This is a genomic window from Acinetobacter sp. CAU_H_29a_1, assembly GCF_058599505.1.
In genome coordinates this window covers 1,257,190-1,283,278 of sequence record NZ_CM178655.1, presented here as the reverse complement: position 1 = coordinate 1,283,278, position 26,089 = coordinate 1,257,190, and the positions used below count along the sequence as shown (strand labels likewise).

The window sequence follows — 26,089 nt, the reverse complement described above, 5'->3', positions numbered from 1 at the left end:
TTTTTAAAGGGGGACTTGTCATGAATTAAAGGACTCTTTAAATTCGTGATGCCCCTCCCTTTTCAAAGGGAGGTTGGGAGGGATTAAAAAAGGATAGTAAGATGAACATGTTAGTTTTGGGTAATGGCGGTCGTGAACATGCATTGGCATGGAAAATCGCTCAAGATGAAAAAGTTGCAAAAGTTTTTGTTGCACCAGGTAATGCAGGAACTGCAACAGAAAACAAATGTGAAAATGTTGCACTCAACATTTTAGACAATGCTGCAATTATCGACTTTGCAAAAAACAATGCAGTAGATTTGATTATTGTGGGTCCAGAAGCACTGCTGGTAAATGGTGTAGTTGATGCTTGCCGCGCGGCAGAGCTTCAAATTTGGGGCCCAACTCAATTTGCTGCCCAGCTAGAAGGCTCAAAAGCATTTGCTAAGCACTTCTTAAAACGCCACAACATTCCTACTGCGTTCTACGATGTATTTACTGAAGTCGATGCAGCGAAAGCATTTGTTGAAAAAAATGGCGCGCCAATCGTGATCAAGGCCGATGGTCTTGCTGCGGGTAAAGGCGTAATTGTAGCCATGACTAATCAAGAAGCTTTTGATGCGATTGATGACATGTTGGCGGGCAACAAGTTTGGTGATGCTGGTTCTCGTGTTGTGATCGAAGAATTCCTTGCTGGTGAAGAAGCATCTTTCATTTGTATGATTGATGGCGACAACATCTTACCAATGGCAACATCTCAAGACCATAAGCGTATTTTTGAAGGCGACCAAGGTCCAAACACGGGTGGTATGGGTGCTTACTCTCCTGCTCCTGTGGTGACTGCAGATGTATTTGAAAAAACCATGAATGAAGTGATGCGTCCTACCGTTGAAGGTATGAAAAAGGACGGTCACGTTTATACAGGTTTCTTATACGCAGGCTTGATGATTGATGACAAAGGTCAACCAAAAGTGATCGAGTTCAACTGTCGTTTTGGTGACCCTGAAACTCAGCCGATTATGATGCGTTTAAAATCATCATTGGTCGATCTGGTTGAAGCTGGTATTGCAGGTAATCTTCCAGCAGAAGCTGAATGGGATGAACGCAAATCAATTGGTATTGTCCTAGCAGCAGAAGGCTACCCAGAAACTGTTCGTCAAGGTGACGTAATCTCTGGTCTTGGTCAATCTCCTGAAAACACAAAAATCTTCCATGCGGGCACTACAATGAGTGCCGACGGTCACATCTTGACTGCGGGTGGTCGTGTTTTATGTGTCACAGCTCTTGGCGATACCGTACTTGAAGCGCAAGTCAATGCTTTAGAAGTCTGTGGTCAAGTGACATTTACGGGTATGCAATATCGTACAGATATTGGTTATCGTGCTATTGCGCGTGAAAATGCTTAAAAGCATCCATACTGTAAAAACCCGCTAAATGCGGGTTTTTTTATTGCAAACCGCTGCGAATTTTTTTAAATATATCCGTATGAATATAAATTAATTTCTAAAGATATAGCTATATTCATCCTATATTCTGAGACATACTTTTTGCACTTTATACTCGTTATATCTATTTTTTGTATTTAGTTTAGATAAAATCTTATAAAGCACAAAATTTATGCAAATTATTATTTTTAAATAGATTAATTAAAAATAATATATTGTTTTCATTATAAAATTATAAACAAAATGCAAATTACTAATCTTTAAATAAGATAAGTATTGAACTTTTATGCTCTATATCGAATATTACTTTGTTGATATGATGTGCAAAATTTAACGATTGAGCAGAGATGTTTCTAGTGATTTGAAAAAGTTAATCTTTTCCAAAGTGAAAGTACATATTCGACTGATATCGAATTGCACACTTGCAAAACTCACATTACAGTCATATGCATCAAATCAGGAATACCTGATTTAAAATCAATCGATCTCTCTATTGTTCAGCTAAGTTAAGCCTCGTTTGGGTGCTTACTCGGGAAGAAAAAATGAAAAAAATTCTAGGAATTGCGCTGGGTTTATCTGTTGTTTTAACGGGTTGTAGTAAACCTGAAGCACCTGCAGCAGATGCGGCTAAAACGGATACTGCAGCAGCTGAGCAAACAGTAACCATCGCATCGACTGGGTCTGATGCAGACATTTGGCGCTATATTGCAACTTTGCCAGAAACTAAAGCAGCTGGCTTAAAGTTAGACATTAAAAACTTCACTGACTATGTTGCAATGAACACTGCTGTTGCAAACAATGAAGTCGATGTCAATGCATTCCAATCTTATGCTTACCTTGTAGCATATAACGAAGCGAACACAGCGAAGATTGCTCCACTTTCAACGACCTACCTAGAGCCAATGGGCATCTATTCAAGCAAAGTAAAAACTCTGGCTGAATTTAAAAATGGTGCAACGATTGCGATTCCAAATGACGGTGCGAACGAATCACGTGCATTGTTATTATTACAATCTGCGGGTCTTGTGAAGTTAAAAAATGACTTTGACTTTGTGAAAGGTACATCTCAAGACATCGTTGAAAATAAAAAAGCATTGGTGATTAAACCCATTCAAATGGCAACGGCTGTACGTGTGAAAGACGAAGTTGATGCAATTGTCTTGGGGAATACCCTTGCAATGGAAGGTGGTCTAAACGTATTGAAAGATGCGATTTACTATGAGCCAATCGACCAAACCACGAAAATGAACGTCAACGTTCTTGCTGTGGCTGAAGCGCGTCAAAACGACCCTGTACTGAAAAAAGTCGGTGAGCTTTACCATGTTGCTGCAGTCGGCAAATATGTTCAAGAACATTTTGGCGGCACAAAAATTGATGTGAACAAGCCAGTAAGCTACCTTACTCAAGCTAAATAGTAATATAATCAAATCAACGAAACAGGCAAAGTCTCTTTGCCTGTTTTTTCATTTTTGTGTAGTTTTTGACGATATGATTCAATTTAAAAACATTTCAAAGCACTATCAGCTGAAAGGCCAAACCATTCCTGCACTGGACCAAATCAATTTGGACATTCCAGAAGGCAGTATTTTTGGCGTTATTGGCTATAGTGGTGCAGGTAAAAGTACCCTCATTCGTTTGATCAATTTACTTGAACGCCCAACTCAAGGCCAAGTGATTATCAATCAAAAAGACTTTACTGCATTAGATGCAAAAGCATTACGTCAAGAACGTGCAAATATTGGCATGATTTTCCAGCATTTCAACTTACTGCAAACCAAAACCGTTGCAGCCAATATTGAAATGCCCATGAAACTTTTAGGTTATAGCAAAGCTGAACGTGAAAAGCGTTTGAATGAGCTACTTGAGTTTATTGATCTCAAACACAAAAAAGAAGCTTATCCAGACGAACTTTCGGGTGGTCAAAAACAACGTGTCGGTATTGCACGTGCGCTTGCCAACCATCCTAAAATATTACTTTGTGACGAAGCGACTTCTGCACTCGACCCACAAACCACTAAGTCAGTTTTAGACTTGCTCAAAAAAATCAATCAAGAGCAAGGTATTACCATCGTCATGGTGACACATGAAATGGATGTGATTCAAAGCATCTGCTCACATGTGGCCGTGATGGAACTCGGCAAAGTAGTTGAAACTGGGAAAACGGTGGACTTATTTAGTCGCCCACAACATGCAACGACACAGAATTTTATTCAAACGATTTTGCATCAACAGCTACCAATTAAACTTCTGAATAACCTCGAACATAAGCATCATCATAGTATTTACCGCTTACAATTCCTGGGTAACTCTGCACACGAAACCGTAATTCAAAACTTAATTAAACAGTTTGATATTAGTCTCAATATCCTGTTTGCCAACATGATTGAAATTGATGGCAATGTGATTGGACAAATGTTTGTTCAGCTCTTGGGCGATGAAAGCCTGATTGCTGAAGCGGTTGAGTTTTTAAAACAACATGGTGTGGCTGTTGAACAATCAGGAGAGCTGGCATGAGAGATTTAATTGTCCAGTGGTTAACTCAAATCACAGCGCCTTTTTGGAAAAGCTCTTTATCGATTGACCAGTTTATTACTGCTTTGCAAGAAACATTTCATATGGTGTTTTTTGCAATGCTGTTCGGCTGTATTTGGGGCTTTATTCAGGCCATCATTTTATTGGTCACACGTCCTAATGGTATTTTGCCAAATAAAGCGATTTATCACAGCCTGAACCCGATTGTGAATGCTCTACGCTCTCTACCCTTTATTATTTTGCTGATTGCGGTTTTACCTTTGACCAAACTCATCGTCGGCACATCGATTGGCACGTGGGCTGCGATTGTTCCGCTCACCATTTATGTCGGACCATACATTGGTCGTTTGGTGGAAACTTCATTACTTGAAGTGAATGAGGGGATTATCGAATCTGCACAAGCCATGGGTGCAACACCACTACAAATCATCTTCAAATTTATTCTACCTGAAGCACGCAGTTCACTGATTTTAAACTTAACCACAGCCACGATTAGCTTAATTGGTGCAACCGCGATGGCCGGGGCCGTGGGTGCAGGCGGTATTGGTGACCTTGCTATATCTTATGGTTATCAACGTTTTGACACCAGTGTCGTGATACTCACAGTGATTGTGCTGTTGATCATGGTGCAAATTGTACAATCCGTTGGCGATTGGCTATCTAAACTACGCTAGCAAAATTAAGCTCTCAATATTGGGAGCTTTTTTTCAGGTCTAAGTTTTATATCATGCGGCAAACAAAACTTTTAAAAGCTATAACGATGAAAATAACAACTCTATTGATCAGTCTAAGTCTTTTGCCGATGCTCAGCCATGCAGCTTCAAATCCCTATAACTACGTCACCAATGTGAAAGTGAATCAGGTTGAACTCAATACATCTGTGACAGCACATCAAGTCAGTCAATTGCTCGCCCCTCCAAATGGAAAAACCAGTAAGCTATATGCTGAATGTACAGGCAACTATGAATACAGTATTAAAAGTGGCCAATCCAAAACCCTAAAGTTTGAGATTTTTAACGAAGATAATCCCAAGATTCAGACTGAAAAATTCTATAAAGACAAAACGAATTTAAAACAACTCGGTCAAACCAAAGGCCGTGTTTGGCTTGAATGGAAAAGCACTCAAGCAATGAGCGAAAACATACACGTACAAAATATTCAGGTCACACCGAATTATACTTTGCAGCAGTTTAAACAAGACTTTAAATACAGTGCACAAGGCATGGCAGCATCAGGTGAAGCCCAAGTTTTGCTCTTGCAGCCCAATGAAATCAAAGCCTTTCTGAAAGAACCACAAGACTTTGCCCCACCCTACACGGCTTATCTCAACTTTGGTTTTAAAAATGGACGGTTAAGCAGCTTTGCCATTCAGCAAGCAGTGGCCTGCTAAAGGCTTTTATGCCAAGAAACAATGCGACTAACATTGCCTTTTCTAAGTCGTTTTGAACTTACTGACAATAAAATAAACAGTCCAAACACTGTGTGCTATTAAATTTTGCCAATTCATTTCAATCGCACTCAGAATCGCAGCAGAGCATGTTAAACTATTCAGCGGTTTTTGCAGGGACTCACTTATGCACTTTGTACATCTTGGTATTCATACAGAATTTTCAATCACAGAATCAATTGTACGTATACCTGATTTAGTCAAAGCTGCTAAGGCAGAAGGTATGCCAGCCCTTGCCATTACTGACTTATCTAACTTACACGCTGCTGTAAAATTTTATGGTAAATGCTTAGATAATGGCATCAAACCGATTATGGGTTCAGAAGTTCGTTTGAACGATGCTGAACATCGTGTGACATTATTGGCGATGAGCAATGTTGGCTGGCGTAATCTAACCGAACTGGTTTCAGAAGGTTTTATCCGTGGTCAACAGCTTGATATTCCTTGCGTTGCAAAAGACTGGATTTTAGAACAAAACCATGACCTGATTGCGCTACTTGGCATGCGATCTGATGTCGGCAAAATGCTCTGTACATCGAATCCGCAAAAAGCCGAACCTTTACTCGAAGAATGGATTGCAAAATTTGGCAATCGTGTTTATTTGGCTCTATGTCGAACAGAGCGTTCAGGCGAAGATGACTTCAATTATGAAGCCTTAAAACTGGCTAAAAAATACAATATTGGTGTAGTTGCGCACAACGATGTGCACTTCATGAAAGAAATAGACTTTGAGGCACACGAAGCTCGGGTCTGTATTGCCGATGGTTATGTATTAGGGGATAACCGCCGACCAAAAGATTACTCTCCAGAGCAATATTTTAAATCTGGCCAACAAATGGCGGAGTTATTTGCAGACATTCCATCTGCAATTGAAAATACTTATCAGATCGCGAAGCGTTGTAACGTCACTCTGCAATTAGGTAAATACTTCCTGCCTGACTACCCTATTCCTGAAGGCCATACCATTGACACCTACTTTGCACATTTATCCAAAGAAGGTTTAGAAGAGCGTTTAGACTTTTTATATCCACCTGAAACGCGTGATGAATACTGGCCTCAAAAACGTAAAGAATATGATGATCGTTTAGAGTATGAAATCGGGACCATTCTTAAAATGGGTTTTCCGGGCTATTTCTTGATTGTCATGGACTTCATCCAATGGTCCAAAGGTAATGGCGTTCCCGTTGGTCCGGGTCGTGGTTCAGGTGCAGGTTCACTTGTTGCTTACAGCTTAAAAATTACGGATCTCGATCCTCTCCCATACGGACTACTCTTCGAACGCTTCTTAAACCCAGAACGTGTTTCAATGCCCGATTTCGACGTCGATTTCTGTATTGCTGGTCGTGATCGTGTGATTGACTATGTGGCGCGTACATACGGACGCGATGCAGTATCACAAATTGCCACTTTCGGCACCATGGCAGCCAAAGGTGCTATTCGTGATGTGGCACGTGTCTTGGGTAAATCCTATGGTTTGGCAGACCGAATCTCAAAAATGATTCCGACCAAGCCTTTAGGTCTTAGCCTCGAAGAGTCGATTGAAGCAGAGCCACAGCTTAAAGATATTGTCACTAACCCATCCAACCCAGACAATGACGATGCGGCTGAAATTTGGGAAATGGCATTAAAACTCGAAGGCATTACCCGTAACACAGGTAAACACGCAGGTGGCGTGGTCATTTCCCCGACTAAAATTACCGACTTTTCTGCCGTGATGTGTGATGCAGATGGTACAGGCCGTGTTGCGCAGTACGATAAAGACGATGTTGAATCTGCAGGTCTAGTAAAGTTCGACTTCTTGGGTCTGCGCAACTTAACGGTCATTGAAGATGCCGTGAAGAATATCAATAAGCGCATTCAGCTAGATGTGCCTTTAGACATTGCGTTCATTCCGCTTGATGACAAAGATGCATACCTCATCTTTGCCAATGCCAACACCACAGCGGTCTTCCAGTTTGAATCCGTGGGCATGAAAAAAATGCTCAAGGAAGCACGTCCAAGCAAATTTGAAGAAATTATCGCCTTCGTATCCCTTTACCGTCCGGGCCCAATGGACCTGATTCCAGACTTTATCCACCGTATGCATGGTGGCGAGTTTGAATATCTTCACCCCCTACTTGAAGGTGTACTTGAGCCGACTTACGGCATTATGGTTTACCAAGAACAGGTAATGCAGGCAGCACAGTATTGTGCGGGCTATAGCTTGGGTGGTGCGGACTTACTACGTCGTGCGATGGGTAAGAAAAAGCCCGAAGAAATGGTCAAACAGCGCCAAATTTTCACGGAAGGTGCAGCCAAAAAAGACATTGATGAAGCCACTGCCAACCATATCTTTGACTATATGGAAAAGTTCGCAGGTTATGGCTTTAACAAATCGCATGCCGCTGCCTATGCCCTTGTAGCTTATCAAACGGCATGGCTCAAAGCGCATTATCCAGCTGAATTCTTAGCAGCGGTGATGTCATCGGAAATGCAAAACACCGATAACGTGGTGTTCTTGATTGATGACTGTCGCCACAATGATATAGAGGTATTGCCGCCTTCGGTCAATATGTCTATCTATCAATTCCATGCTTCGGACGATAAAACGATCGTTTATGGACTCGGTGCAATTAAAGGCGTCGGTGAAGCGGCGATGCAGTCGGTCATTGACTCGCGTATTCAAGATGGGCCTTATCGTGATTTGTTTGATTTCTGCCATCGTATTGATCTGAAAAAAATCAATAAACGGACTTTAGAAGCATTGATTCGCTCAGGTGCTTTAGACTGCCTCGGCATTGAGCGCTCAAGCCTAATGGCGCAGCTACCTGAAGCGGTACAAGCGGCAGATCAAGCTCGCTCAAACCGTGAAACAGGCATCATGGACTTGTTTGGTGAGGTTGAAGAAGTACAACGTAAACCCGCCAAACCTGTTAAACCTTGGTCAGATGAAGTCCGTCTCAAAGGTGAAAAAGACACTCTAGGGTTGTATTTAACCGGTCACCCAATTGATGTATATCGCACTGAGTTGAAAGCGTTTATTCCGAATAAAATTAATGAACTTACCCCAACCCGTCGTGGTGTTACTACGGTTTTTGCTGGGCTTGTGGTTGATGTAGCTAACTTCCCGAACCGAATGATGGTGACCTTAGATGATGGTACCTCACGGATCGAAGTCTCTGCGAACCATGAACGCTTTATGCGTTTTAAAGACATCATTCAAAATGAAAAAGTGGTGGTAATTGAAGGTGAAATTTACGAACGTGAAGGTTTTGACCGTCCAATGGGTCGCTTAACCAAAGCATTTACCCTAAATGAAATTCGTCAAAAACGCGCCAACTGTATTCAAATTCGTCTCGACCCAACACATAGCACAAAAACACTGAGCCAAGATTTAAAAAATATTCTTGCACCCTTTTGTAATGTCGATATGTGTAATCACATCCCACTGCAATTGCTGTTGGACTACCCGTATGCCACGGCTGAATTGCACTTAGGGATTAATTGGAAAGTGGCGCCACTGGATGACCTTCTGTCTAAACTGCGTGACTATTTTGGTAAAGAAAATCTTCATGTGGAATATCAAGTCAAATCCAAAGCAGCCAAAGCGGTGAGCTATGAAGAAGCCAAACCTGTAGATGTACCACCGCCCCCTGCGGATATGAGCATGGATGATGCCATGGACTTATATCAAGCTGAAGTCGGTCAGTTCTCTTAATTATTTAAATTTTAAAGATTCATTGGAAAAATCATGAGCCAATTTGACAATGCCGCTGTTTCAGCGCATCTCTCCCATGTGCGTATTGTCATGGTCAATACCACACTCCCTGCAAACATTGGTAGCGCACTGCGCGCCATGAAAACGATGGGACTCTCAAAACTGGTTTTGGTTGCGCCAAAAACCTATCCGCATCCCAATATTGATGCTTTGGCTGCGGGTGCAACTGATTTAATTGAGCAGATTGAAATCGTTGAAACCCTTGCTGATGCCATCAAAGACTGCCATTTAGTGTTTGGCACGAGTGCGCGTAGTCGTACCATTCCTTGGCCTTTGCTAGACGCACGTCCCGCAGCTGAAAAATCAATTTCAGCAGTGGTGAATGATCAGCAAGACGTTGCTGTTGTATTTGGCCGTGAAGACCGCGGACTGACCAACGAAGAACTCGCCATGGCTAACTATCATGTCACCATTCCTGTAAATACAGACTATGGTGTACTAAATGTGGCTCAAGCGATTCAAGTGATTTGTTATGAAATGCGTATGGCCACACTGGCTGCTGTGGAAAGCGGTAAAGATGAAACTGCAACCATGCCTGTAACAGATACTGAGTCTATGCAATGGGATGAGCCTTTGGTCACCCATGAGCAAATGGAACAGTTCTACCCGCACATTGAAAAAATGTTGGCCGAGATTGAATTTTTAGATCCAAAAAATCCTCGATTACTGCCTTTACGCTTGCGTCGTCTTTTTGGACGTATACAATTAGATCGTATGGAATATCATTTACTTCGTGGTATTTTTAGTCGTGTACAAGCTTTAAATAACGGCACATGGAAAAAGTCAAATACGGATCAAACAGAGGATCAATCTAATGCTTAAACAGCTCAAAGAAGATATACAAGCTGTATTCGCGCGCGATCCTGCGGCACGAAACACTTTAGAAGTTCTAACCACATATCCAGGCATTCATGCCTTGATCATGCACCGCATGGCGCATGAGTTATGGAAAAAAGAATGTAAAGGCTCAGCTCGTTTATTATCTTCTTTTAGCCGATTTGCAACAGGTATTGAAATTCACCCGGGTGCTAAAATTGGTCGTCGTTTTTTTATTGACCATGGCATGGGCGTCGTGATTGGTGAAACCGCTGAAATTGGCGACGATGTGACCTTATATCACGGTGTCACTTTAGGTGGAACCACATGGAATAAAGGCAAACGTCACCCGACCTTAGAAGACGGTGTGGTGGTTGGTGCTGGTGCTAAAATTTTAGGCCCTTTTACTGTTGGTAAAAATGCGAAAGTCGGCTCAAATGCAGTCGTCACCAAAGCAGTTCCAGCCGACACCACAGCAGTTGGTAACCCTGCACGCTTTATTTCTAAAGATAAACCGAAAGATGAAGCAGAAACACGTCGTCGCGATTATGCAGAAAGTATTGGTTTCCAACCTTATGCTGCAACGCAAGACCAGTCTGATCCAATTCTTGAAGGTATGCGTGTTCTACTTGACCGTATTCAGCTGAATGAGAAACGGATGAGCACCCTATGCCAACGTTTGTCTTTGCTTGATCCAACTTTTAAAAAGCAACAACAAAATGAACAACCCTTTAGTGCTGAAGAATTGAAAATTTTGGAAGATGTACGCCGCGAATGTGAAGCTCAAAGCCTACCATCCAATGACTAAACATGAAAAGTGTTAGTTTTTGAAACCCTGCCTATAGCAAACCTTGCATGTTCATCAGAGTTTTTTTAGACTGACGAACATGCCTTTTATACCACTTCTTAAAATAATGAATGGATGAACCTTATGATGCTTAAACCCTTAGCGGTTGCTGTTCTTGCTGTCTCGTTTTTAACAGCGTGTAGCTCAAACCCAACGAAGAACAATAGCGATACCATCGTTTTTACAGAGCCTGAATTAACTGCACCATTTTATGCACTCAATCCATTTAATTATGATGCGCCACCTCCATTTGAAATTAACTTAAAAAAAGCAGCGGCTCAACCCGTAACTAAAATGGAAGTGACTCGCTCTGACGATCCATCTAAAAAACTGGTTTTAGACACCAATAAACTGATTATTCCAACCGTAAACAGCAAAGACCGTCAGTTGAAGTTTGCCGTACTGGCGGGCGACAATGAAGTCGACATTACTGAAATTGATGACTTCTTACAGTTGGTTGAAGGCAAAGCCCGTCACTACCCACCACGCTTTACAGAACGCCAAGAACGTAAAGGTTTTGAGTTAAAACTAAAAGAAGTGACACAACAGCTCGATACGTTAGCGTCGAAAGACAATGCTTCATTTGATGTACTGGTTCGTGCGTTCAAAGCTAGCGTTATGGCACGTAATTTAGACCTTGGTTCAGTCTATACCACCAAGTCTTTGGCTTATGCACAGCGTATTTTAAAAATTAACCAAGAAGACCCTGAAGCAAACTTCTGGTTCGGTTTTGCCTTGTCTGAAGGTGGTGGTCAACGTGAAGCGATGCCATACCTCGATAAAGCAATGAAATCTGGTGTTCAAGAAGCCTATTTAGCGACAGCAAATAACTACATCGCGATGGAACAAAAGAAAAATGCGGTGCAAACCTTGAAAAACTACAAGCTGAAATATCCGCAAGAAGCTGAAGTTGCGGATCGCTTGATTAATGAAATTGAAAAACAAGGTCGTTGGAATGTTTGGCAAGTTCTAAATACTGCAAAATAATCCCATCATTTATGATGTACCTAAAAATAGACCGAATTTTCGGTCTATTTTTATTTTAGGCGAATTGATAAATCCGAGAATTATCGTATGATTTAAAAAATTCAAAAGAATAAACGGTAGTCGACGCTTTTTATGCCTAAATACATCCGTAGCACCTTGATGATGACCACTCTCGTTTCGCTTTTGAGTGGTTGCCAAGTGGTCAGTGTGAAAAATCAATCACTGAACGTCACGATTACCAATGAGCGTGAGAGTATTTTAACGCGGGATAAGCTCAGTGAAGCGAGTCTAAACGTGCTGTCTATGACAGGCCGAGAAGCAAAAATCTGTTCAGAGCAACCTGAGGAATGTGTCAGCGAACTCAAACAAATTCCACAAATTCAAGATGAACAGCTCCTCTCTACTGCTAGCGAACTTTATCTCGCTAAAGCACTTTCCTTAGAAAAATCATCAGCCTGTAAAGTGAGTATTTTAGCCAAGACCCAGTCGGAAGAAAAACAGGCGCTGCAAAAACAAAACTACCAAAGCTGCTTAGATCAACAACTTGGCATGCTGGATAAAAGCATTCGCTATAGTTATGCCTACATGTTTAACACCAAACGTGGCCCGCAAGACCGTATTTTTGATAACAGACAAGTCCAACTCCGTGACTTTTATAACCAAGCTATCGCTAAACTTGTAAATAGTTATGGCCTGCGCCATGGGCCATCTGAAGTCGGTAATCAAATAAAAGTGGGACAAAGTATTTACCGCATAAATTATGATAACTACCCACTTTTAAAAAACCGTCAAGTTGAACAACTGATGTCAACTTACAATATGAACTTTTCAGGCCTGCGCTCTATCACACGTCGCGATGGTTTTGGTTCAGAGTTTCTGATTGTCCTCCCACCTGAGCACAATGACACCTCACCCGAAAAAGCCAAATATATTGTCGATCCACTGCATTATCAGTACACCAATGGTCGTAATCCTAACATTCACAATGCCCGTTATTTAGCAGCAACTATTACCGCACAGCCACGCTCTGCATCCAGTATCGAAGAGATCTTAAACAACCCTGAGTTTGAAATCTCAGCTTATGATCCCTATAAGTTTGAATCTGCGAAAATTGCAGGCAAAAGTTACCCTCTTGCTGCAAACTTTTCTGCGCCTTATGGCTTATGGTTAGCACAAAACAATTTAGGTAAAGCCGCGTATTTATCACTGATTGATCGTGATGCACGCCTCACTATGCCGCACCTATACATGCTTGAGCCGTACAACCCAAATAAAAAAGTGGTGGTGCTCGTTCACGGACTAGCCAGTAGTCCAGAGGCATGGATTCGTCTGACGAATGATGTAATGGGCGATCCCGTACTACGTGAGCACTATCAAGTTTGGCAAGTGTTCTACTCGACCAATATGCCAATTTTGGAAAGTCGTTTCCAAATCTATGCAATCATTCAACAAAGTTTTAATTTGGTCGATAGCAAAGCGCCTGCCAAAAAGGATGCCGTGCTAGTGGGTCATAGTATGGGCGGTATTATTGCACGGCTTTTGGTAAGCGATGCTGACTTAACCCCTGCGGCAATGAAACTGCTACCCAATCGACGTGCGCAACAATTTAAAAATGACCCTCTGTTTAAATCACGTCTCGACATTCAACCGATTCCAAACTTTAGTCGGGCCATTTTCTTGGCAGCACCACATCGTGGGACAGAGTTTGCTGACCGCTGGTTTACCCTTACGGCACGTAAAGTCATTCGTCTACCAGGTGCGTTTTTGGGGGCACTGACCGATGTTATACAAAGTAGTGACCCTGACCTACAAGCCTTCATTAAAGATGTCGATAATGGACTCATTCAAAATGGGCCAAGTGATCTCAGCAAAAACTCTAACTTTACTCGGTTAACTAAAAACGTCGTTCCATACAAAGGCATGAAATTCCACAGTATCATGGGGAATGCGACCAAAAGTGATGACCTCAATATCATTACAGACGATGTCGTGCCTTATACGAGTGCCCATCTAGATGGTGCATTGTCTGAGAAGATTATTAAAGGGGGACATTCTATTCAAGAAACGCCTGAAGCTGTTCTTGAGTTACGTCGTATCCTGCGGTTGCACCTGACTGAACTTGGTCTGTATAAGCCTTAAATCCTTAAAAGCCTAAACAGATGTTTAGGCTTTTTATTTTTGCTTTACACCTAACGCCTACAACAATAATCACTTGGCTGTTTAACAACTGTTCGCTTTATAGATGATTTATTGTTTAGTCGTTTTCAATTTTGCTAAGATATTACCATTCATACAATAGCTGTTCATAGCGCATAAATACACACGGTAAGCGGTGTCGCTCGGTCTATTTTTATATTGTGTATTTTCAAAGATTTAAGGATTTCACCTACATGAGCAATTCGGGAATCATAACTGATTTGTCCACCCTCACCCCTATGATGCAACAGTACATGGGCGTCAAAATGCAACATCCGCACTCTTTGATGTTCTATCGTATGGGGGACTTCTACGAGCTATTTTTTGAAGATGCACACAAGGCCGCTAAACTTCTCGGAATTACCTTGACCCATCGTGGCAAAGCCAATGGTGAACCCATCCCTATGGCAGGTGTTCCTTACCATGCAGCTGAAGGCTACCTTGCTCGCTTGGTGAAAAAAGGCGAAACCGTCGTTATTTGCGAGCAAATTGGTGAAGTTACAGGTAAGGCCCCTGTTGAACGTGGCGTTGTCCGGATTATTACACCAGGTACGCTGACTGACGATGCCTTACTGACGGCACATCAAAGTTCAAACCTTGTGGCGCTTTGCGTACAACAAAATGAAATTGGTATTGCATTGTTAGATTTAAGTGCAGGTTTATTCAAAGTTCAACAACAAGAGTTTCAACTTGAGCAACTGGGTATTGAACTGTCTCGCCTCATGCCAAGTGAAATTTTGGTCGATGAAAATATTGTCGACCCCAACATCATTGAACACATTAAAAAACTGCTCGACTGCCCTGTAACACGCCGTCCAAATGTCGACTTTAATTTAAACAATGCACAAAAAACTTTATGCGATCAGTTTGCTGTATCGACTTTAGCTGGTTTCGGTATTGACCATTTACCGCTTGCCAAAGCAGCAGCAGCATCCCTGATTCATTATGCCAAAGAAACGCAAAAGACTGCCTTACCACATATTCGCTCTATTCAGCTTGAACAAAGCAGTGATTTCATTGCGCTTGATCCTGTGACACGTAAAAACTTAGAGCTGGTTGAGCCTCTGTTTGAACATGGCACGTCATTATTTCAACTCATCAATGACTGTCAAACTGCAATGGGTAGACGTTTACTTAGTCGTACACTGATGCAGCCCTTACGCGATACAAAGCTGCTAGATGCACGTTTAGATGCCACCAAGAGTCTTGTGGATGGTTACCATGAATCACCAGTCCGTTTAGTATTAAAAGAGATTGGAGACATTGAACGTGTTCTCAGCCGTGTGGCTTTAGGCAGTGCCCGTCCGCGTGACTTAGTGCAACTGCGCCAGGCCTGTGCGCAAGTCCCTTATTTACGTCATGCCATTCAACCCGTGATCCAAAGCAAACAGTCTGCACTCATTAGCCAATTGAATGAGGAATTGGGTGATTTCCATGGCTTACATCAACGTTTAATGTCCGCCATCGTTGAACATCCACCTGTGCTTTTACGGGATGGAAATGTAATAGCCGAAGGCTTCGATCATGAACTGGATGAACTGCGTAAAATCCGCGATCATGCAGGACAGTACTTGATCGACCTTGAAATTCAAGAACGTCAAAATACTGGAATTTCGACCTTAAAAATTGGCTATAACCGTGTCAGTGGGTACTACATTGAACTGACCCGTGCACAAGCCGAGCAAGCACCTGATCACTACATTCGTCGTCAAACCTTGAAAAATGCGGAGCGTTATATCACGCCTGAGCTGAAAACCTTTGAAGACAAAGTACTTTCGAGTGAGTCCCGTGCATTAGCTCGCGAAAAAATGCTGTTCGAAATGCTCTTAGATGAACTGCGCGCCGACATTGGTCATTTACAAATGATGAGTAGCGCTATTGCGCAAATCGACCTCTTAGCCAACTTTGCACATCAGGCTCGCTTACGCAATTGGTCACGTCCTGAGTATAGCCCAGAAATTGGGGTTAAAATTATTGCGGGACGTCATCCAGTGGTTGAGGCTTTGAACAAAGCCACATTTACACCGAATGACACGACACTTGATTTTAACCACCGCATGGCCATTATTACCGGTCCTAACATGGGGGGTAAATCAACCTTTATGCGTCAAACGGCTTTAATTAGCCTATTGGCCTATTGTGGCTCATATGTACCAGCCCAATCGGCAGTATTAGGTCCTATTGATCGAATCTTTACCCGCATTGGTTCTGCGGACGACCTATCTACAGGCAAATCGACCTTTATGGTGGAAATGACTGAGACCTCGCAAATCCTACATCATGCAACCAATCAGTCACTGGTTTTGATGGATGAAGTTGGTCGTGGCACCAGTACCTATGATGGTTTATCTTTGGCATGGGCTTGCGTACTTGACTTAACTAAACGTATTAAATGCTTATGTTTATTTGCCACACACTACTTTGAACTGACCGAGCTGGCGAAAGAAACTGCTATTGATAACTACCATGTCACTGCAAAAGAACTCAATGGCAACCTCATTTTGTTACATAAAGTCCAACATGGGCCAGCGAGTCAAAGTCACGGCTTACAAGTAGCAAAATTAGCAGGTATTCCTGCCAGTGTGATCAAAGAAGCACAAAATCGTCTGAAAATTTTAGAGAAGCAACAACTGCAAAAACCTAAAGTCATTCAAAATGATTTGTTTGCTGTAATAGAAACGCCTGAACTTGAAATTATTGAACGTGTGGTCGAAATTGAGAAACCTTCTGCCGCACTTGAACTACTCAAGAGCATTGATGTCGATAACTTAAGCCCACGTGAAGCGTTACAGCAGCTTTATGCATTGAAAGATCAGTTACATTCATAGTAGTTTTCTATTTTTGTAACCCATCTAGACCGTCAAAATGACGGTCTTTTTTATTGTCAAAAGCAGTTTTCAGCAAAATGTTCAGTTTTTATCAAATTTAACAGCAAGAAACTCAATCATACTTAATTTTTATACAGGACAATCAGTTCACCAATGGATTAGTAATACCAACTCATAAATGACTAAGTTCTATGCATTCAGATCAAAAATTACATGGAATGATTTTGATATTGGAATCTCTTTACCATTTGCAGATGTGACATAAGTTGCACCTAAAAAACTATTATTTAAGTTATTGTTTTCTATAATTTCTTAAAGCTCGATTTCTCCCATAAAAACCCCTTTAAAATCAATACACATTCTAATAAAAATCATAAACATAGTCTTATTTCACGCATATAAATAACAAATATCAATAAAAGCAATTGTTAGTTGGTGCTGTTTTTGCCTAAAATACACATTAGTTATTAGAACCATATTTTTAGGTAGCCTTCGCCATGACCTTTGTTGTCACTGAAAATTGTATTAAATGTAAATATCAAGACTGCGTAGAAGTTTGTCCAGTAGACTGTTTCTATGAAGGTCCAAACTTTCTAGTGATCAATCCGGATGAATGTATCGATTGCGCACTTTGTGAACCTGAATGTCCAGCAAATGCAATTTTCTCTGAAGATGAACTGCCAGAAGGTCAAGAAGTATTTATTGAACTAAATGCTGAGTTATCACAAACTTGGCCAAACATCACCCAGATTGGTGACCAACCTGCTGACCGTGAAGAATGGAATGGTAAAGCAGATAAGTTACAATACTTAGAAAAGTAAGCCACAAAAAGATCAGCATAAGCTGATCTTTTTTTATACCTAAAACACACATTTGATTGCAATATTTCCAATTTTTCCTCACAAATTTGGATTAAAATAATAGGCGTATTTTTTAAATATTTGATTTCTATAATGAAGAAATTTTTAAAGGGATTATTTGCGGTTAGCATAATCCCCTTGGTGATGATTGGCTGTACGACTTCATCCCACAAAGGACAGACCATCACAACTCCTGATGGAAAACGCATTTTTATCCCGCAAGAGAAAATTAGTTTTGACCGCCCTGCTCCACCTAAAATTATTCCTTATAACTACAATTCATGGATGTCTGTCGGTGACACGCTAGCACGCGTACGTGAGTATGAAGTTTTTCTTGAACGCAATGGTGTGGGAAATATCATCCCAAGCTTTGAACTGCTCAGAACAGCGCGTGATTGGCAAAAATGTGGTCGTTCACAGTACATGATTCCAAACCGTGAACTTTGGAAAAACCAAATTGCGACCTTAAAAGTTTTTAAATACTTAGTTGCAGCCAAAGTACTGACCGATTTTGAAGTCACTTCAGTTTATCGAGATCTGCCTTTAAACCAATGTGCTGGCGGTGCAAACTCGTCACGCCACTTATTCAATTCTGCCATCGATTTTCGAATTGGGTCTGAAAACCCACAACCCGAAGATTATGCTTATATTGAAAATACAAAATATCGTCTATGCCAATTTTGGACCCAGCATGGTCAGAGCTTGAACATGGGCTTAGGTTTATATGCTTCTGGTCAGATTCACATTGATACCCAAGGATATCGTACATGGGGCCCAGACCTCAGTCGCAATTCTTCGATGTGTAGTTACTAGTTTTTAAAAATTAAAAGAGGTCAATATGACCTCTTTTTTTGAGCATTGATTTCAACAAATATGGTCGGAAAAATTGCACTCTGAAAATAAAAGTTTAAAATGCTCCACATCGCAACCAAGGTGAACATGCTATGCAACAAATGTGGACAGAGATTGATAACTATATCGATGCACATTTAATTCCTGAAGATCCCATTCTACTGCAAACTTTAGAAAATACAGAGAAGCATGATTTTCCAGATCACTTAGCTGTTGCACCGAACCAAGGTATGCTTTTACAGATGTTGATTCAAATGAATCAGTGTAAACGTGTGCTAGAACTCGGCACTTTTGCTGCGTATAGCACCATGTGGTTAGCGCGTGCCTTACCTGAAGATGGTTATATTTTAACGATTGAAGGACGTGATACGCATGCCGCGATGGGCCAAGAAAATATCGACAAAGCTCAGCTTAAACAAACCATTGAACTCAAATGTGGACGTGCAGCAGATATCCTTAAATCACTGCCTGCAGACATTGAACCTTTCGACTTTATTTTTATTGATGCCGATAAACAAAGCTACCCAGAGTATTTGGAATTAAGCCTGAACCTATCTCATTCAGGTACTTTGATTTTCCTTGATAACGTGATTCGTGCAGGCGATATTATCAATCCTGAAAATCACAAACCAAGTATTGAAGGGATTCGAGATATGTTCAAAGCGATGCAAAGCCATCCGAAAATTTTGTCTTGCACCGCACTTCAAACTGTCGGTAGCAAAGGACATGATGGATTTGCCTTAGCCATTGTAAAATAAGTCAAAATTTAGATTAAAAAACAATCGATTAATTTAAGCTTATATAAATTATAAACTTACATTTACTGTCCATATAGTTATCCACAATTAATGCGGATAACTATGGATAAAACAGTTCCAATTTAGAGAATTCACTCTAAATTAACGGGCGACCAGTAAGGGAACTTTGGCATTCCTAAAAATGGTGGTTGCAATGCTGCCCAAGAAGAACTGATGAATTTTACTGTGGCTGAACGCACCAAGCACAATCAGTTGTATGCCATGCTCATTTTGGTATTCCAGAATATTTTCAGCCACGTCGCCATAACGATATTCTGTAATCACATCCAAATTCGCATCTTTCAGATACTGTTCAGGCTCTCTTAAAATTTCAGGGTGGTCCCCGACATAGACCAAATGGCATTGTAAGAGGCGCAGTAGATCACTTTGCGCAATCCGCTTCATCATCTTCACACACGTCGGTGAATACTCGTAGGCAAAGATAAAGCGCGTAGGTGGCTTAAAGCTATCACCTACCGTCATGACGGTACAGTTTGCACCACGGATAAAGTTTTCAACATTACTGCCCAATGGTTTATTGCGTTCAGCCGATTTCTCACCCACACGGCCAATCACCACAATGTCATCTTCATGCAATAAGTTAAAACTTTGCTCTAGAAAGTCACCCTTTTCTTGAATATGCGTTGTATGTAGGCCATGCGTTTCGAGAATGAGTTTAGAAATATGATCGAGCAAATTATTGCTATAACTGAGCGCAAGTTCACTTTGTTTTTGCTCTAATTCAGCCAGCTCTTTAAGCAACATTGCATTGCTTTCAAATCCAATTACCCCGCTAATTTCACCTAAGTGATAACTTGCAGGATAATAATCCAAAACTTGTAAAAGGACCAATTCCCGCCCCGTCTGTTTTGCAATCCATGCCGCAGCTTCTGCTAGAGCATTGATACAAGGGGAAGAATCAATACATGCAATGACTCGTTTCATTATCGCCTCTCATTACACCGCATTTGGTATAAGGTCTCATTGTTGTTCTAAACTTAGCATATCTTTTTTTTTGATGGCAGGTTTTTATGTAATTAAGTATTGATAAATGTTCAATATTCTTTGATATCTTAATCACGTAAACGGATAAACTGTGCAGGATTTCCAGCAACAATCGATTGCTCGGCGATATCTTTAGTCACCATGCTATTCATCCCCACTACAGCATGTGCACCAATTTTCACCCCATCTTTCACGCCCACATGTGCACCCAACCAAACATCCCGACCAATTTCTATCCCTTGTGAACGCACAGGTTGTTGATAAATCGGATCACTGAGCGCCATGCCATGATCAAAGGCATATAAGTGACAATAGGCTGCAATACGCACTTGATCATGTAACTTAATCCCCACACGACCACCATCTAAAATACAATGGTGGTTGATCGCGACTTCGCTGCCAATCTCTAGAGGCCCATGCAAAGTACAATCGGCAGCAATAAAAGTGTTGTCCCCAATGACAATTTTGCGACCAGGCTCTGCAAAAATGTGTGCCAATGGAGAAATAAAACAGTTTTGACCAATTTCAACGGTTTCCATTTCCATTAGATAAGCTTGGTATTCTTGCTGCCATACTTCAGCCCACACACGGTTTTTAGGCTTGAGCGACCAATACAACCAGGGCATATAGTTTAAGCGATGCTTATGCTGCTCACGATATTTTAATAAGGGATCAGTCATGATGGTCATCCACAATTTTTAAGGCTTCACGTCCACGGGTCACATCTTGTATTTTAAGAGCGAGCGCTTCAATCTGATGCACTTGTAATAATGCCTCTACAAGCACGCCATCCGCAGTATATTGCTCATTAAATTCAATCTGCTGGCTATTCAGCTCATACTGGAAAATCGCCCATTCATTAAATTGGCAGGCAAAATGCACTTTTTTCTTCTCAATGAGCTCTATTTTTTCAGCCAATAGTAAACACTGCCCTGCAGTTCCACCATAAGCACGTACCAGCCCGCCTGTGCCTAACTTGACACCACCATACCAACGATTGACCAAAACCAAAACATTGGTCAGTTCATTTCCTTCAATGGTCGCTAAAATAGGACGACCTGCAGTACCTGAAGGTTCACCGTCATCATTAAAACGAACATTATGACCAATTTTCCATGCCCAGCACTGATGCGTGGTACTGATATCTTTATATTGCTCTAGAAAATCTTTAACGGCTTGTTCATTTTCTACAGGCACAGCAAAAGCTTGAAAACGACTTTTTTTAATGTCTTCTTCATAGCTCACTAAACTAGAGATGGTAAATGGCATAGCGTAATTTTAAAAAAATTCACAAAAAATTATAACGTATTTTCAATCAGCTATCGTATGAAAATGGCTTTTCGCATTAAGCCAATACGAAATAAAAAGATATGCATACTGTGAAGCATGCTGAAAAAGCGATTTCAAAAGGATGGCAGGGCGCGCGGTTTGAATATAAAGGAATGCCCTATTCTTAATTCAATACAAAGCGATGGATTAAAAATATGGGTGGTGTTTCAAAAAGTATGCTGACATTAAATGAAACCATTATTGATGTAAAAAAAGGTTAAGTCGAAGGCTTTAAAATGGTTTTCAATCTTTTTGGAGAAATTACAACTCTTTCTAAAACCGCGCCTAATTCTATGCCTTATTTTACAATTATTACCTTCAATACCTACGGTAAAAAACTTACCAATACTTTGCTTGCAGTTTTTAAAAGCAGTGATGAAACTGTCCCAATGATCACTTGCAATTCGGGTGTAATGAATACCTAATTGTTTAAGCTTTGTCTTCAACCGTTGGACTGTAGCTAAATCTCTCTTACCCCAAACATAAGCAACAATCTCACCTGTTTCTCGATGGTAGGCGTAAATAAGCCATTGTTTATTATTTTTATTTCCAACAAAAGTCCAGAATTCATCTACTTCGAGAGATTCATAATGACTTTGTTTAGGCTGAATTTGATAGGTCGATTCAGTTAAAGTCCGTAAAACTTTACCGATACTAATGCGCTCAACTTCAGCGATATCTCGTATACCGCTGCCTCTGACCATCAACTGTAATATTTTACGAGTAATGCCAGAATTACATCCTAGATAGCTCAGAGCATGGTCACCAATAAACTGACGTTTGCAGTCTTTGCATTGATAGTTTTGTTTCCCATCTACTTTGATGCCATTTTTCTTTATACTGTCACTGAGGCAGGTTGGACATTTGATTTCTAGAGTTATTTGCATTTCTCTATTTTATCAAAATTCAACCTGCTTTTTTTCAGCATACTTTTTGAAACACCACCAAAATATGAAAGGGAAATCTGCGCCAATTATTTTCATTGACGCAGAAAAAGCTTATACAGTGAAGTCATCACCAAGGTAAACTTGACGCACGGTTTCATTGGCTAAGATTTCATCTGGAGAACCTTCAGCAATCACCGCACCCTCACTCACGATATAAGCACGTTCACAAATCGCCAAAGTCTCACGAACGTTATGATCCGTAATAAGAACGCCAATACCACGGTCTTTTAGAGTACGAATAATATCTTTAATGTCACCCACTGAAATTGGGTCAACCCCAGCAAAAGGCTCATCGAGTAACATAAATTTTGGATCGGCTGCCAGTGCACGTGCAATTTCAGCACGACGACGTTCACCACCTGACACACTCATGCCCAATGAATCTTTAATATGGCTAATTTTGAAATCGGCCAGCAATTCATGCAGACGCTGTTTACGTTGTTCTTTATTTAGATCTTTGCGCGTTTCCAAAATCGACATAATATTTTCAGAAATAGTGAGTTTTCTAAAAATTGATGCTTCTTGAGGTAAGTAACCAATACCTTTACGCGCACGTTCATGCATGGCCAAATCAGACATGTCTAGGTCATCAAGATGAATTTCACCTTTGTCCATACGCACCAGTCCAACCACCATATAGAAACTGGTGGTTTTCCCTGCACCATTAGGGCCAAGTAAACCTACGATTTGTCCGCTTTGCATGCTAAAAGATACATCTTTCACTACCCAACGCTTACTGTAGTTTTTCGCGAGATGCTTAATACATAGGGTTTGTGGCTGATTGAGAGTTTGCTCCATTAGTCACGCGCTCCTGGGAAGGATTGAGAACCTGAAGGTGGGATCACAATTTGAACACGACCACTCGACGAACCACTGCTGTTTGGTGTACCAATCGCTTCGATATCACCTTTGTTCATACTATAACGTAATGTATTACCGCGAATACTGGCACCATCTTGTTCTAGAAGTGCACTACCCGATAAGGTAATAATGCCTGTTTCTGCATTATAAATAATTTTTTGCGCCTGACCCTTGGCAATACCTTTATTGGTACTGACTTGCTGCTGGAAACGTGCAGGCTTACCATTGGCCGTAATGGTGCTAATTTGGCGGGTTTGATTTAAATTGGCAACAATTGAATCTGCTTGTAGTTTCATCGTACCCTGTTCAATGATGACATTGCCTGTGTACGTCGTAACACCCGTTTTTTCATTAAACGTTGCTCGATCTGCCACCAACGAAATCGCTTTACTACGGTCACTTGGCAATGCCAAAGCAAAAGTTGAAACAGCCACACCTAAACTCAGTGCAAGTGTTTGCTTGAGGAAAGTTTTCGAAATAGAAAATTTTGGATTATGGTTCATACTTCCCTCGAATATGGAAAAAGTCATATTGACCCGTATTTAAATTCGCTTTTAAGCCCTGACTAACAAATTCGGCTTGTGGTGTCGTAACAACCACTTGATGCTGAGATTCAAGTTCACGCGTCTGTGGAAACGCAGTCAGTTCTGCTGTCTCAAACTGCATCTGACCTTGATCCAACATTTTCTTTGCAACCACTTGGTTTGTCAGAACGACTTTTTCGTTGTCGTTGATGCCATTGGCTTGCTTGGCATAGAAAGTCGCATCCACTTTTCCATCTTTATACATCTCAGCATTTAAGTTCTCTAACTTAGAGGTCTTCTTTTGCATGTCCTGCTCAAGACGATCTACTTTTGCGCGGACGTATAAATTACCCTGCTCATCTGTTTGAGTCAGTTGGATCTGCTCAGCAGAATAGGTCATGCTTTGCGCACCATCGAACTCGAGCTTTTGCCCTTTTCCGCTGTAATAGTAATAACCACTACTGATAGCCGCAATGGCTACAGCAGTGATATATAAAACTTTAGTATCCATAAATGTTAACTAAACTCTCATGCATGCATACAGATTAATGCGGGACTGCGGTGTACTTTTCAAGTAAAGTTTCGTATACACCTTTGGCTTGTAAAATCATATCGCAGATTTCACGTACCGCGCCACGTCCACCCATCGCTTGAGTCACCAAATCGGCACGACGACGCACTTCTAAATGACCATTTGGCACGGTCACTTTCATGCCTGCAATGGCAAATGCAGATAGGTCAGGCCAGTCATCGCCCATGTATAAAGAGTCTTCTGGTGAAATACCAAATTTTGCACAAGCCTCGCACAGTGCAACACCTTTGTCTTCACGGCCTTGATAAACAAGGTCTACGCCCAAATCAGACATCCGTTTTTCTACGATCTGGCTTTTACGTCCTGTGATAATAATCACTTTCACACCAGCTTGCTGAACCAGTTTCATGCCTAAACCATCACGGATATCGAAAGATTTGATTTCGTCCCCCGAGTTGGTCAAAGTCACAAAACCATCACTTAAAATACCATCAACATCCAAAACTAGAGCTTCTACATAACGCGCTTGTTCTAACAAAATATAAGAAGCCATTTTTTAATTTACCCCAGCTTGAATCAGGTCATGCATACTCAAAACACCAATGACTTTATTGCTCTCATCAACAACGACAAATTGGTTGATTTTCTTTTCATTCATTCGCTCTAATGCTTCAACAGCACGTGCTTCCGGTGAAATCGTCAGCGGGCTCTTAATCATCACATCAGACACCGCCAAGTTCACATCAAAACCTTGCTGTTTATCAATCAAACGGCGTAAGTCACCATCGGTAAAAATCCCCAATAGATGATCATTGTCATCCACAATTGTGGTTAAACCTAGGCGTTTGTTAGAGATTTCGTACAGAACTTTGTTCATTGCTGTATCTGGAGACACTTTCGGTAGTTCGTCCCCAGTGTGCATTAAATGCTTCACATGTAATAACAAGCGTTTACCCAAAGCACCCGCAGGATGCGAGCGTGCAAAGTCATCTGAAGTAAACCCGCGTGCATCTAACAGTGCAACAGCCAATGCATCACCTAAAGCTAAAGTCGCCGTTGTACTCGATGTTGGTGCTAGACCTAATGGACAAGCTTCTTGGATATTACCCAATGTCAGTGCCACATCAGCATTTTGTGGCATCGGCCCACGCTCATCCCCACTGATGGTAATTAAAGGCACACCCAAATATTTGATCAAAGGCATCAGCATCATGATTTCATCACTCTTACCCGAGTTTGAAATCGCAATCAGCACATCACCTGCAACCAACATCCCTAAATCACCATGCCCCGCTTCACCAGGATGCATAAAGAATGATGGCGTACCTGTAGAGGCAAAGGTGGCAGCCATTTTTCGGCCAATATGCCCTGATTTACCCATGCCAGTAATGACTAAACGACCTTTACACTTTAAGATAATTTCACAAGCACGGCTAAAACGATCATCGATTTGCTTAGCAAGTACCGAGAGTGCCTGACGCTCTATCTCTAGTGTTTCTAAAGCAACTTTTTGGAAATCAATGGGATTTGACATATTTTCAGAATTCA

Annotated in this window: 23 protein-coding genes; 14 read left to right on the top strand and 9 right to left on the bottom strand. The window is 41.2% G+C overall.

What is annotated here, in order from left to right:
* Positions 1 to 101: 101 nt before the first annotated feature.
* The 14 genes from purD (at position 102) to AC4MDD_RS06330 (ending at position 19,304) form a co-directional block, all read left to right on the top strand.
* Complete coding sequence (gene purD, locus AC4MDD_RS06395) at positions 102 to 1,385, top strand: phosphoribosylamine--glycine ligase (protein ID WP_491882430.1); 1,284 nt, start codon at positions 102 to 104, stop codon at positions 1,383 to 1,385.
* A gap of 581 nt (positions 1,386 to 1,966) precedes the next feature.
* The gene (locus AC4MDD_RS06390) at positions 1,967 to 2,839 is read left to right on the top strand and encodes a MetQ/NlpA family ABC transporter substrate-binding protein (RefSeq protein WP_419380816.1); all 873 of its coding nucleotides are present in this window, start codon (positions 1,967 to 1,969) and stop codon (positions 2,837 to 2,839) included.
* 73 nt (positions 2,840 to 2,912) lie between these two features.
* Entirely contained in the window at positions 2,913 to 3,938 is a 1,026-nt protein-coding gene (locus tag AC4MDD_RS06385; RefSeq protein WP_126037103.1) for a methionine ABC transporter ATP-binding protein, read from the top strand.
* A complete protein-coding gene (locus AC4MDD_RS06380) occupies positions 3,935 to 4,630 on the top strand; it encodes a methionine ABC transporter permease (RefSeq protein WP_419380815.1) in 696 nt (231 codons plus the stop codon). Before AC4MDD_RS06385 ends, AC4MDD_RS06380 begins: the two co-directional genes overlap by 4 nt.
* Before the next feature lie 86 nt (positions 4,631 to 4,716).
* Positions 4,717 to 5,346, top strand: a complete 630-nt coding sequence (locus tag AC4MDD_RS06375; protein ID WP_419380814.1) for a hypothetical protein — start codon at positions 4,717 to 4,719, stop codon at positions 5,344 to 5,346.
* Between the two features lie 184 nt (positions 5,347 to 5,530).
* Positions 5,531 to 9,100, top strand: a complete 3,570-nt coding sequence (gene dnaE / locus AC4MDD_RS06370) for a DNA polymerase III subunit alpha (protein ID WP_419380813.1) — start codon at positions 5,531 to 5,533, stop codon at positions 9,098 to 9,100.
* A gap of 33 nt (positions 9,101 to 9,133) precedes the next feature.
* Complete coding sequence (locus AC4MDD_RS06365; protein WP_419380812.1) at positions 9,134 to 9,982, top strand: RNA methyltransferase; 849 nt, start codon at positions 9,134 to 9,136, stop codon at positions 9,980 to 9,982.
* Entirely contained in the window at positions 9,975 to 10,784 is an 810-nt protein-coding gene (cysE, locus tag AC4MDD_RS06360; protein ID WP_078425892.1) for a serine O-acetyltransferase, read from the top strand. Before AC4MDD_RS06365 ends, cysE begins: the two co-directional genes overlap by 8 nt.
* Positions 10,785 to 10,907: 123 nt before the next feature.
* Entirely contained in the window at positions 10,908 to 11,810 is a 903-nt protein-coding gene (locus tag AC4MDD_RS06355; RefSeq protein WP_078425893.1) for an ABUW_2363 family tetratricopeptide repeat lipoprotein, read from the top strand.
* A 132-nt stretch (positions 11,811 to 11,942) separates the two neighbouring features.
* Complete coding sequence (locus AC4MDD_RS06350; RefSeq protein WP_491882429.1) at positions 11,943 to 13,949, top strand: esterase/lipase family protein; 2,007 nt, start codon at positions 11,943 to 11,945, stop codon at positions 13,947 to 13,949.
* A gap of 251 nt (positions 13,950 to 14,200) precedes the next feature.
* Positions 14,201 to 16,834 carry a DNA mismatch repair protein MutS gene (mutS, locus tag AC4MDD_RS06345; RefSeq protein ID WP_491882428.1) on the top strand — a complete coding sequence of 878 codons (2,634 nt, stop codon included), beginning with the start codon at positions 14,201 to 14,203 and terminating at the stop codon, positions 16,832 to 16,834.
* A 497-nt stretch (positions 16,835 to 17,331) separates the two neighbouring features.
* Positions 17,332 to 17,655, top strand: coding sequence for a ferredoxin FdxA (gene fdxA, locus AC4MDD_RS06340; protein ID WP_004696359.1), 324 nt, complete (start codon positions 17,332 to 17,334; stop codon positions 17,653 to 17,655).
* A 132-nt stretch (positions 17,656 to 17,787) separates the two neighbouring features.
* Positions 17,788 to 18,507, top strand: coding sequence for a D-Ala-D-Ala carboxypeptidase family metallohydrolase (locus tag AC4MDD_RS06335; RefSeq protein ID WP_005400653.1), 720 nt, complete (start codon positions 17,788 to 17,790; stop codon positions 18,505 to 18,507).
* 131 nt (positions 18,508 to 18,638) lie between these two features.
* Complete coding sequence (locus tag AC4MDD_RS06330) at positions 18,639 to 19,304, top strand: O-methyltransferase (protein ID WP_491882427.1); 666 nt, start codon at positions 18,639 to 18,641, stop codon at positions 19,302 to 19,304.
* 141 nt (positions 19,305 to 19,445) lie between these two features.
* Here AC4MDD_RS06330 and AC4MDD_RS06325 read toward each other — a convergent pair whose 3' ends face one another.
* From AC4MDD_RS06325 to AC4MDD_RS06285, 9 genes are all read right to left on the bottom strand, one after another.
* The gene (locus AC4MDD_RS06325) at positions 19,446 to 20,288 is read right to left on the bottom strand and encodes a universal stress protein (RefSeq protein ID WP_004696353.1); all 843 of its coding nucleotides are present in this window, start codon (positions 20,286 to 20,288) and stop codon (positions 19,446 to 19,448) included.
* Positions 20,289 to 20,416: 128 nt separating this feature from the next.
* Entirely contained in the window at positions 20,417 to 21,028 is a 612-nt protein-coding gene (locus tag AC4MDD_RS06320; RefSeq protein ID WP_062033549.1) for an acyltransferase, read from the bottom strand.
* Positions 21,021 to 21,617, bottom strand: a complete 597-nt coding sequence (locus AC4MDD_RS06315) for an IMPACT family protein (protein ID WP_078389212.1) — start codon at positions 21,615 to 21,617, stop codon at positions 21,021 to 21,023. The genes AC4MDD_RS06320 and AC4MDD_RS06315 overlap by 8 nt, the downstream gene beginning before the upstream one ends.
* A 245-nt stretch (positions 21,618 to 21,862) precedes the next feature.
* Positions 21,863 to 22,564, bottom strand: coding sequence for an IS1-like element ISPa14 family transposase (locus tag AC4MDD_RS06310; protein ID WP_219349264.1), 702 nt, complete (start codon positions 22,562 to 22,564; stop codon positions 21,863 to 21,865).
* Between the two features lie 111 nt (positions 22,565 to 22,675).
* Complete coding sequence (lptB, locus tag AC4MDD_RS06305) at positions 22,676 to 23,422, bottom strand: LPS export ABC transporter ATP-binding protein (RefSeq protein WP_004696348.1); 747 nt, start codon at positions 23,420 to 23,422, stop codon at positions 22,676 to 22,678.
* Complete coding sequence (gene lptA / locus AC4MDD_RS06300; protein ID WP_004982118.1) at positions 23,422 to 23,988, bottom strand: lipopolysaccharide transport periplasmic protein LptA; 567 nt, start codon at positions 23,986 to 23,988, stop codon at positions 23,422 to 23,424. The genes lptB and lptA overlap by 1 nt, the downstream gene beginning before the upstream one ends.
* Complete coding sequence (gene lptC, locus AC4MDD_RS06295; RefSeq protein WP_419380809.1) at positions 23,978 to 24,520, bottom strand: LPS export ABC transporter periplasmic protein LptC; 543 nt, start codon at positions 24,518 to 24,520, stop codon at positions 23,978 to 23,980. The genes lptA and lptC overlap by 11 nt, the downstream gene beginning before the upstream one ends.
* 34 nt (positions 24,521 to 24,554) lie before the next feature.
* Positions 24,555 to 25,094, bottom strand: a complete 540-nt coding sequence (locus tag AC4MDD_RS06290) for a KdsC family phosphatase (protein ID WP_419380808.1) — start codon at positions 25,092 to 25,094, stop codon at positions 24,555 to 24,557.
* 3 nt (positions 25,095 to 25,097) lie between these two features.
* Positions 25,098 to 26,075, bottom strand: a complete 978-nt coding sequence (locus tag AC4MDD_RS06285; RefSeq protein ID WP_004982125.1) for a KpsF/GutQ family sugar-phosphate isomerase — start codon at positions 26,073 to 26,075, stop codon at positions 25,098 to 25,100.
* Positions 26,076 to 26,089: the final 14 nt, after the last annotated feature.

Coding starts and splice junctions, on each gene's coding strand:
- purD (WP_491882430.1), top strand. CDS start 102: ATGAACATGTTAGTTTTGGGTAATGGCGGTCGTGAACATGCATTGGCA.
- AC4MDD_RS06390 (WP_419380816.1), top strand. CDS start 1,967: ATGAAAAAAATTCTAGGAATTGCGCTGGGTTTATCTGTTGTTTTAACG.
- AC4MDD_RS06385 (WP_126037103.1), top strand. CDS start 2,913: ATGATTCAATTTAAAAACATTTCAAAGCACTATCAGCTGAAAGGCCAA.
- AC4MDD_RS06380 (WP_419380815.1), top strand. CDS start 3,935: ATGAGAGATTTAATTGTCCAGTGGTTAACTCAAATCACAGCGCCTTTT.
- AC4MDD_RS06375 (WP_419380814.1), top strand. CDS start 4,717: ATGAAAATAACAACTCTATTGATCAGTCTAAGTCTTTTGCCGATGCTC.
- dnaE (WP_419380813.1), top strand. CDS start 5,531: ATGCACTTTGTACATCTTGGTATTCATACAGAATTTTCAATCACAGAA.
- AC4MDD_RS06365 (WP_419380812.1), top strand. CDS start 9,134: ATGAGCCAATTTGACAATGCCGCTGTTTCAGCGCATCTCTCCCATGTG.
- cysE (WP_078425892.1), top strand. CDS start 9,975: ATGCTTAAACAGCTCAAAGAAGATATACAAGCTGTATTCGCGCGCGAT.
- AC4MDD_RS06355 (WP_078425893.1), top strand. CDS start 10,908: ATGATGCTTAAACCCTTAGCGGTTGCTGTTCTTGCTGTCTCGTTTTTA.
- AC4MDD_RS06350 (WP_491882429.1), top strand. CDS start 11,943: ATGCCTAAATACATCCGTAGCACCTTGATGATGACCACTCTCGTTTCG.
- mutS (WP_491882428.1), top strand. CDS start 14,201: ATGAGCAATTCGGGAATCATAACTGATTTGTCCACCCTCACCCCTATG.
- fdxA (WP_004696359.1), top strand. CDS start 17,332: ATGACCTTTGTTGTCACTGAAAATTGTATTAAATGTAAATATCAAGAC.
- AC4MDD_RS06335 (WP_005400653.1), top strand. CDS start 17,788: ATGAAGAAATTTTTAAAGGGATTATTTGCGGTTAGCATAATCCCCTTG.
- AC4MDD_RS06330 (WP_491882427.1), top strand. CDS start 18,639: ATGCAACAAATGTGGACAGAGATTGATAACTATATCGATGCACATTTA.
- AC4MDD_RS06325 (WP_004696353.1), bottom strand. CDS start 20,288: ATGAAACGAGTCATTGCATGTATTGATTCTTCCCCTTGTATCAATGCT.
- AC4MDD_RS06320 (WP_062033549.1), bottom strand. CDS start 21,028: ATGACTGATCCCTTATTAAAATATCGTGAGCAGCATAAGCATCGCTTA.
- AC4MDD_RS06315 (WP_078389212.1), bottom strand. CDS start 21,617: ATGCCATTTACCATCTCTAGTTTAGTGAGCTATGAAGAAGACATTAAA.
- AC4MDD_RS06310 (WP_219349264.1), bottom strand. CDS start 22,564: ATGCAAATAACTCTAGAAATCAAATGTCCAACCTGCCTCAGTGACAGT.
- lptB (WP_004696348.1), bottom strand. CDS start 23,422: ATGGAGCAAACTCTCAATCAGCCACAAACCCTATGTATTAAGCATCTC.
- lptA (WP_004982118.1), bottom strand. CDS start 23,988: ATGAACCATAATCCAAAATTTTCTATTTCGAAAACTTTCCTCAAGCAA.
- lptC (WP_419380809.1), bottom strand. CDS start 24,520: ATGGATACTAAAGTTTTATATATCACTGCTGTAGCCATTGCGGCTATC.
- AC4MDD_RS06290 (WP_419380808.1), bottom strand. CDS start 25,094: ATGGCTTCTTATATTTTGTTAGAACAAGCGCGTTATGTAGAAGCTCTA.
- AC4MDD_RS06285 (WP_004982125.1), bottom strand. CDS start 26,075: ATGTCAAATCCCATTGATTTCCAAAAAGTTGCTTTAGAAACACTAGAG.